This is a genomic window from Armatimonadota bacterium, from assembly GCA_020354555.1.
Taxonomy (GTDB): Bacteria; Armatimonadota; Hebobacteria.
In genome coordinates, this window is record CP070648.1 from 1,128,945 (window position 1) to 1,135,316 (window position 6,372).

The 6,372-nt window shown below is 66.2% G+C and carries 6 protein-coding genes; 2 read left to right on the forward strand and 4 right to left on the reverse strand.

Annotation, left to right across the window (positions count from 1 at the left end; genetic code table 11):
• Positions 1 to 214: 214 nt before the first annotated feature.
• The 4 genes from JSV65_04625 to JSV65_04640 are packed head-to-tail and all read right to left on the reverse strand — an operon-like array spanning position 215 to position 4,305.
• Positions 215 to 1,279, reverse strand: coding sequence for an exo-alpha-sialidase (locus tag JSV65_04625; GenBank protein ID UCH35639.1), 1,065 nt, complete (start codon positions 1,277 to 1,279; stop codon positions 215 to 217).
• Positions 1,276 to 2,796, reverse strand: a complete 1,521-nt coding sequence (locus JSV65_04630) for a tripartite tricarboxylate transporter permease (GenBank protein UCH35640.1) — start codon at positions 2,794 to 2,796, stop codon at positions 1,276 to 1,278. Before JSV65_04630 ends, JSV65_04625 begins: the two co-directional genes overlap by 4 nt.
• A complete protein-coding gene (locus tag JSV65_04635; protein ID UCH35641.1) occupies positions 2,793 to 3,296 on the reverse strand; it encodes a tripartite tricarboxylate transporter TctB family protein in 504 nt (167 codons plus the stop codon). The genes JSV65_04630 and JSV65_04635 overlap by 4 nt, the downstream gene beginning before the upstream one ends.
• A gap of 37 nt (positions 3,297 to 3,333) precedes the next feature.
• Positions 3,334 to 4,305, reverse strand: coding sequence for a tripartite tricarboxylate transporter substrate binding protein (locus JSV65_04640; GenBank protein UCH35642.1), 972 nt, complete (start codon positions 4,303 to 4,305; stop codon positions 3,334 to 3,336).
• A gap of 337 nt (positions 4,306 to 4,642) precedes the next feature.
• On the opposite strand from JSV65_04640, the gene JSV65_04645 reads away from it, so the two are divergent.
• The gene (locus JSV65_04645) at positions 4,643 to 4,810 is read left to right on the forward strand and encodes a hypothetical protein (GenBank protein UCH35643.1); all 168 of its coding nucleotides are present in this window, start codon (positions 4,643 to 4,645) and stop codon (positions 4,808 to 4,810) included.
• A 61-nt stretch (positions 4,811 to 4,871) separates the two neighbouring features.
• Entirely contained in the window at positions 4,872 to 5,990 is a 1,119-nt protein-coding gene (locus JSV65_04650; GenBank protein UCH35644.1) for a radical SAM protein, read from the forward strand.
• The last annotated feature ends 382 nt before the right edge of the window (positions 5,991 to 6,372 follow it).

Below are 6,372 nucleotides of genomic sequence, written 5' to 3' on the forward strand. Positions count from 1 at the left end.
AGACGGGCACGTCAAGTACATGCGCCTGGGCTTCTACCAGATGATGAGTGTGATGACGATGCCGAACGAGATCCAGTGACCGTGCGTCGGCTCGGCGCCGCGCGCCGGGCCGGCCTGGGGTATGCAACGCGGCCCGCCCTCACTTTCAGGGGCGGGCCGCCGCTTTCTACACCGCCTGCGCCACCTTGACGGAGATCGCGGGAGCGGCAGTGGCCTACTCCCCGGCGGGAATCCACTCCTCGTTGAGCGCGACGTGCTTGATGTTGCGCCGGTTGTAGGTGTAGGTGACGTGAATCGTGCCGTCGCGCGCCTGGATGATCGCGGGGTAGGAGAATTCGCCGTAGGGCTCGTTTTCCAGGTCGCGCTTGTGGGCCCATGTCCTTCCGTCGTCAACTGAAACGGCGAGCGTCAGGACGTTGCGGTTGTCCGTGACGTTGTTGAAGGCGAGCACGAGATGGCCGTTCGACAGGCGCACCATGTCCGTCGCGGCATTCGGGTTGGGCAACTCGGTGGGCGTCGGCGTGTCCCATGTGCGCCCGCGATCATGCGAGCGCGCCTGCCAGATGCGCTCCGGCGGTTTGCCACGGCGCATGAGCGCCAATATACTCCCGTCCGAGAGCTGGGCCAGCGTCGGTTGGATGTTGCCGGGTTCGCCGGGGGCGACGATGTCCCGTGAATCGGACCACGTCCGCCCGTGGTCGGTCGAGATCATCACGCTCGACGTCCACACCCGCTCATCATATATCGGCAGTAGCCAATCACCGCCGTCGAGCACGATGGGCTTGTTGCGGGTCATCCAGCCGAGTTCGTCGCGCAGGATGAGCGTCGGGCTCCACGTCTGCCCTTTGTCATCCGACCACTTGCACTTGACCTTGCACGTGTCCCATTCCTCGGTGCCCTCGTCATACATCGTGACATAGAAGAGCCAGAGACGCCCGTTCGGATCCTCGAACAGCACGGGATTGCCCTCCGGTCGCTGCGGATCGTCGGCGAGAACCGCCGGTCGCGTCCACACGCTCGAGCCCGGCGCCTTGCGCGAATACCACACCGCCACATCCCTGGCGGCCTCCTGCTGCCCGGCGTACCACGCGCACAGCAGGTCGCGGTTCGCCAGTTCGATGATGGTCGAGGCGTGGCTCGACGGATAGCGCGCGGTCGGTGTGAAGATCAGCTCCGCATCGTACGGCGGGGCGGCGTCCGCCGCGAGCGGCAGCGCCACCAGCCAGGCCGCGGCCAGCGCGGCTATGCCGTGCAGCAATCCGGTCTTCCGTCCATTCATTCGGGTTCGGTCTCCTTGTCGTTGTCGGTTGCGTCTGCGGAGGGCGTCGCCGTGCTGCGCGGCTGCCGGCGGGAGAGCGCCGTCGCCAACAGCAACAGCGCGGTGACGGCGTAGATGCCGATGGACAGCGGGCTCTGCCACAGCACCCCGACCTGCCCGCGCGAGATCTGGAGCGCGGTGGTGAGCTTTTCCTCCGCCAGGGGCCCGAGGATGAGCCCCAGCACCAGCGGACCCGGTGGAAAGCCCAGCCGCTTCATGCCGTAACCGAAGACCCCCGCCCCCAGTGTCAACCAGACATCGAAGAAGCTGTTGTTGAGCGCATAGGAACCCACGACGCACAGCACCACCACCAAGGGCCACAGGATGTGCCGCGGGATGGTCACGATACGCGCCAACGGCTTCGCCCCCAGCAACCCCAGCGGCAGCACGACGAGGTTGGCGACGACGAGTCCCACGAAGATCGCGCCTACCTTGTCGGCGTGCTGGGAGAACAGCAGCGGGCCGGGGCGAAGGTTGTGGATGTACATCGCGGCGAGCAGCACGGCGGTCACGGAATCTCCTGGAATGCCCAGCGTCAGCATTGGTATCATCGCGCCGCCGGTGATCGAGTTGTTGGCGCACTCCGCCGCCGCAAGGCCTTCGATGGAGCCCTCGCCGAACTTCTCGGGCTCGCGCGAGACGCGTTTGGCCTGATCGTAGGAAATGAACGAGGCGATGTCGCCACCCGCCCCGGGGATGGCGCCGACGACGGTGCCGATGACGTTGGCGAGCATGGTCGCCGGCGTGATGCGCTTCAGTTCCTCCCAGCTCGGCAGCACGCGGCCGATGGCCTGCGCGACCTCCGACCCGCGCCAGGTCTCGGAAACCTGGTGCAGAGCCTCCGCGATGGCAAACACGCCGATCATCACCGGGATGAAGCTCAGGCCGTCGAGCAGGTAGTCGCTACCGAAGGTAAAGCGCGGGAACGCTTGCGCCGGGTCCTGGCCGACGGTCGCCGCCAGTACCCCGAGGGCGCCCATGATCAATCCCTTGAGCAGCGACTTGCCGGCCACGCCGGCGATGACGCTCAGCCCCAACACGGTGACCGCGAAGTAGTCGGCCGGCGAGATCTTCAATGCCTGCTCGGCGAGGGCCGGACCGACGAGGATGAGCACGGCCGCGCTGAACAGGCCGCCGACGACCGAGGTGATACATGATATGCCGAGGGCCAGCCCCGCCTTGCCCTGGCGCGACAGCGGGTAGCCGTCGAAGCAGGTCGCCGCGGCCGCGGGCGTGCCCGGGGTGTGAATCAGAATCGCCGGCACCGCTCCGCCGTACATCGTGCCGACATACACCCCGACCAATATCATCAGCCCCGCGATGTCGCTATGCCAGCCGAAAGTGTAGGGCACGAGCAGCGCGACCGCCATGGTCGCAGTGAGCCCCGGCAGAGCGCCGGCGATCATCCCCGCGACGACGCCGACGAACATGGCCGTCACAACCGACGGGTTAACGAGTTCCGCGAGGACTTCGTTCATTTGATGAAGCTGGGCAAGTCAACGTTGAGCAGCATGCCGAACAGGCCGGCGACGGCGAGCGCCCCCGCGGCCGCGATCAACCCGCTCAGCCATGGCCGCGCACGATGCAGCAGGTACATGCTCGCCCACAGGAAGAGAAAGGTCGCGAGGGTGAAACCGAGGGGCTGCATCGCCGACCCATAGGCGACGATCAGCAGTGCGAAAAGCAGCATCAAGGCGGTGATCCGCCCGCCGCTCGCGCCGGTCTCAAATGCCTGCGCCCACCTGGCGCTGCTCAGCGTGAGTACGAGATACGCGAGCGAGACGGCGCCGAGCGCGGCTGCCGCGATACGGGGAAACAGCGCCGGCGACACGCCGCCGGGCAGCGGCTTGGGGAAGCCGAGGCTGAGCCAATACGCGCCGCCCGCGAGGCCAACGAGGAGTAGCCCCGCTATCGCGTGCGCCGCGCGCGTGTAGTGCCTGGCTTCGCTCCTTTCGATCCGTGGCTCCTTGCCGGACACCGGCGCCCGGTGTGCGGCGACCCGAAGGCGCGCTGCCTTACTCCGCCGCCTGCGGCTTGATGCCGAACTCCTCGATCAATTCCCCGAAGTACGCCTGCTGCTCGCGGGCGAACTGCGTGAAGTCTTCCGCGCCCAGCCACGCGCGCGAGATCGCCCGCCGCTCCATGACCTTGGTGAACTGCTCGGAGTCGTACGCTTGCTTGAATCCGCCCAGGAGGGCCGCGCGCGCGTCGTCCGGCGTGCCCTTGGGCACGCCCAGCCCGCCCCATGCGCCGATGCTGACATCGACGCCCTGCTCCTTGGCCGTCGGCACTTCGGGGAAGTACTCGCTGCGATCGTCTGCCAGCAGCGCGAGCATCTCGACCTTGCCGGCGTCGAGTCCGACCTGCACCTCGGACGCGCCCGACATTACCGCGTCAATATGCTTGCCCATGAGATCCTGTACCGCCGGCCCGGAGCCTTGGTAGGGGACGTGATTGAACTTCGCCCCGGTCTCCTTCTCCAGCGCGAGCGCCGCCAGGTGCCAGATCGCGCCGGTGCCGCTGTTGCCCACGCTGACCTCACCCGGGTGCGCTTTCGCGTAGGCGATGAAGCTCTTGAGATCCTTCCAGCGCCGGTCGCCCTTCTGCACGCTCACCGCCGCCGGGCTGAGGTTGGTGCGCATCAGCAGATCGAAGTTCTCGTAACCGATCTTCTCGTAACCGAGGTGAGGGAGGATCACGACCTCGACGATGACGTAGGTCACGGTGTAGCCGTCCGGCTCGGCGCTCGCGCCTGCGCGCAGCCCGATGGCCCCCGAAGCGCCGGGCTTGTTGATGACGGTGACCGGCACGTCGAGAGCTTCCTGCGCGGCGGAGGCGAGGCTGCGCGTCAGCGTGTCAGAGATCCCGCCCGGCGCGGGCGGGCAGATGACGGTGATGCGTGAGCTGGGGAATTCCTTCGGTCCCCCTCCCGCACATCCCGCCAGAGCTACGACAAGACACAGGACGACCATGCCGAGAACACGCATGAGGAACGCCTTTCGTCACGCGGCCGATGCGCAACCGACCGCGCGGTCCGCGTTATGGTAAATCGTGTATTCGGCGGCGTCAAGCGACGGCCTTCCCGGGAGGCGTCGGCCGTGCCTCCTTGCCTGGGGGACTCGGTGGCGGTCACCCGATGAAGCACCCAGGGGTGGCCAACAGTTCCCTCAAGGCGGTCGGCCGCGCTGCCATCGGGCATGCAGCCGGAGTATCTGACCGCGCAACTGGTCTGGCAGTGAGACCGGTTTGCGGCTTGCCGGGATTGACTTTGGAGCATGGCATGTGTACACTGAAATCGGCTTCGTGGCGCGGGGGAGGTGGACGATGAAGCTTCATCCTGTTCGTCGCTATCTGGGCGCGGACTACCCCACCCTGGCCGAGTATTTCGCCAAGCGCGAGAAGGTGTGGATGGCACCCGCCTTGAGGCTCGCGATTGCACTCGCAATGCTTGCCGCTCTCGTAAGTGGGTGCGACCAAGGCAGCATCAGCTAGTCTGCGCCGTGAGCGCTCCTCACATCGAAGGCCATCCATCCACGTTATCGGTTGCGGTGCGGTGGATGTCATACTACATCTGACGCAGGATTGCCAACTCGACTGCGTCTACTGCTACGGTGGACAGAAGCGCGAACGCGCCATGTCCTGGGAGGTGGCCAGGCGCGCCATCGACCTCATGTTGGATCAGCCCTGCACCGGAACACCTCCCCAGCTTGGCTTCTTCGGCGGAGAGCCGCTGCTGGAGTGGCCGCTGCTCACTCGCTGCGTCGACCACGCGGAGGCGCGAGCGGCGGAGATGGGTCGCTCTTTTCGCATGGCGATAACGACAAACGGCCTAGGCGTGGACGATGCCATCGCGCGGTACCTACGGGGCCACCGGGTGATGCCGACCCTTTCGTTCGACGGTGTGCGTGCGGCGCAGGATGCCTGCCGACGCTATCGCGGGGGCGCCTCGAGCTTCGCGGACACGCAACAGGCGATGCTCACGCTGCTGGGGTATTTCCCCGACTTGGTCGTCTGCGCGGTAGTCAGCCCCGAGAACGTGCGATACCTGCCTGAGAGCATCGACTTTCTCCTTGGCAGCGGCGCCACGCGACTGCTCTTGAACCCCAATTTCTTCGACACATGGGATGACCGGCACCTCGCGCTATGGCGCGAGGGATACGAATACGCGGCGAGGTGTTTCGAACGAGCGCTTCGCAGTGGCCGATTCGTGCACGTCAACTTCATCACGGCGAAGATTGCGGCCCATCTGAAGGGCGGGTACGAGTTGCGCGACTGCTGCGATTTCGGCCAGAAAGAGGTTGCAGTTGCTCCGAGCGGCAACCTGTATCCTTGTCAGCGCATGGTGGGTGAGGACACCGAGCGCCTGGGGCTGATGGGCAACGTCTTCACGGGCTTCGTTGGGGATGCGTGCAGGTGCATTGCCAAAGGCCGGCAGCCGACCAACCCCGAGTGTCTGCGGTGCGATCTGCGGCGCCGCTGTCGCAATTGGTGCTCCTGCGTCAACCACCGCTTGACGGGCCGCTTCGACCGCACCGGCTCTCTGGTGTGCTTCCACGAGCGCATGGCTATCGAGATCGCGGATCGCGCCGCTTCACGCCTCTTCCGGGACCAAGACAAGACGTTCCTCAAGACCTTCTACTCAGAGGGGCAGATCAGCCCGGAGTGGGTGTGAGGCGTGCGGCGTATCGCCTGGGCTGTGGGGGCAACCATCGGTCGACGCCTAGACGATTCGGCTCGTCGTTGGATCGCATCTGCAGGCCACGGGCTGCGCGAATTCGGCGGCGTCAAGCGACGGTCTTCCCGGGAGGCGTCGGCCTTGCTACGGAGCGCTCACCGGCGTCCGAGGAACAGCGCAGCACGCAGGCGAGGAGACGCCGCCAGCGCGGGGAATCTAAGAGTGATCGTCGAGGCCACCCCGGGGGGTGAGACATGGGCGACTTAAGCCGCGACGCCGTGCAACCGGGCAACTCGGGAGATGCTGTCGTCGGTCGTCTGTACGCCTTGGGCCGCCTCTTTCTTGCAGAGCTTTCCGTTGCAGCGACGGCCACCCGACG

Excerpts from the sequence above, each read along its gene's own strand:
- JSV65_04640 (UCH35642.1), bottom strand. The coding sequence starts at position 4,305 with ATGCGTGTTCTCGGCATGGTCGTCCTGTGTCTTGTCGTAGCTCTGGCG.
- JSV65_04630 (UCH35640.1), bottom strand. The coding sequence starts at position 2,796 with ATGAACGAAGTCCTCGCGGAACTCGTTAACCCGTCGGTTGTGACGGCC.
- JSV65_04645 (UCH35643.1), top strand. The coding sequence starts at position 4,643 with ATGAAGCTTCATCCTGTTCGTCGCTATCTGGGCGCGGACTACCCCACC.
- JSV65_04625 (UCH35639.1), bottom strand. The coding sequence starts at position 1,279 with ATGAATGGACGGAAGACCGGATTGCTGCACGGCATAGCCGCGCTGGCC.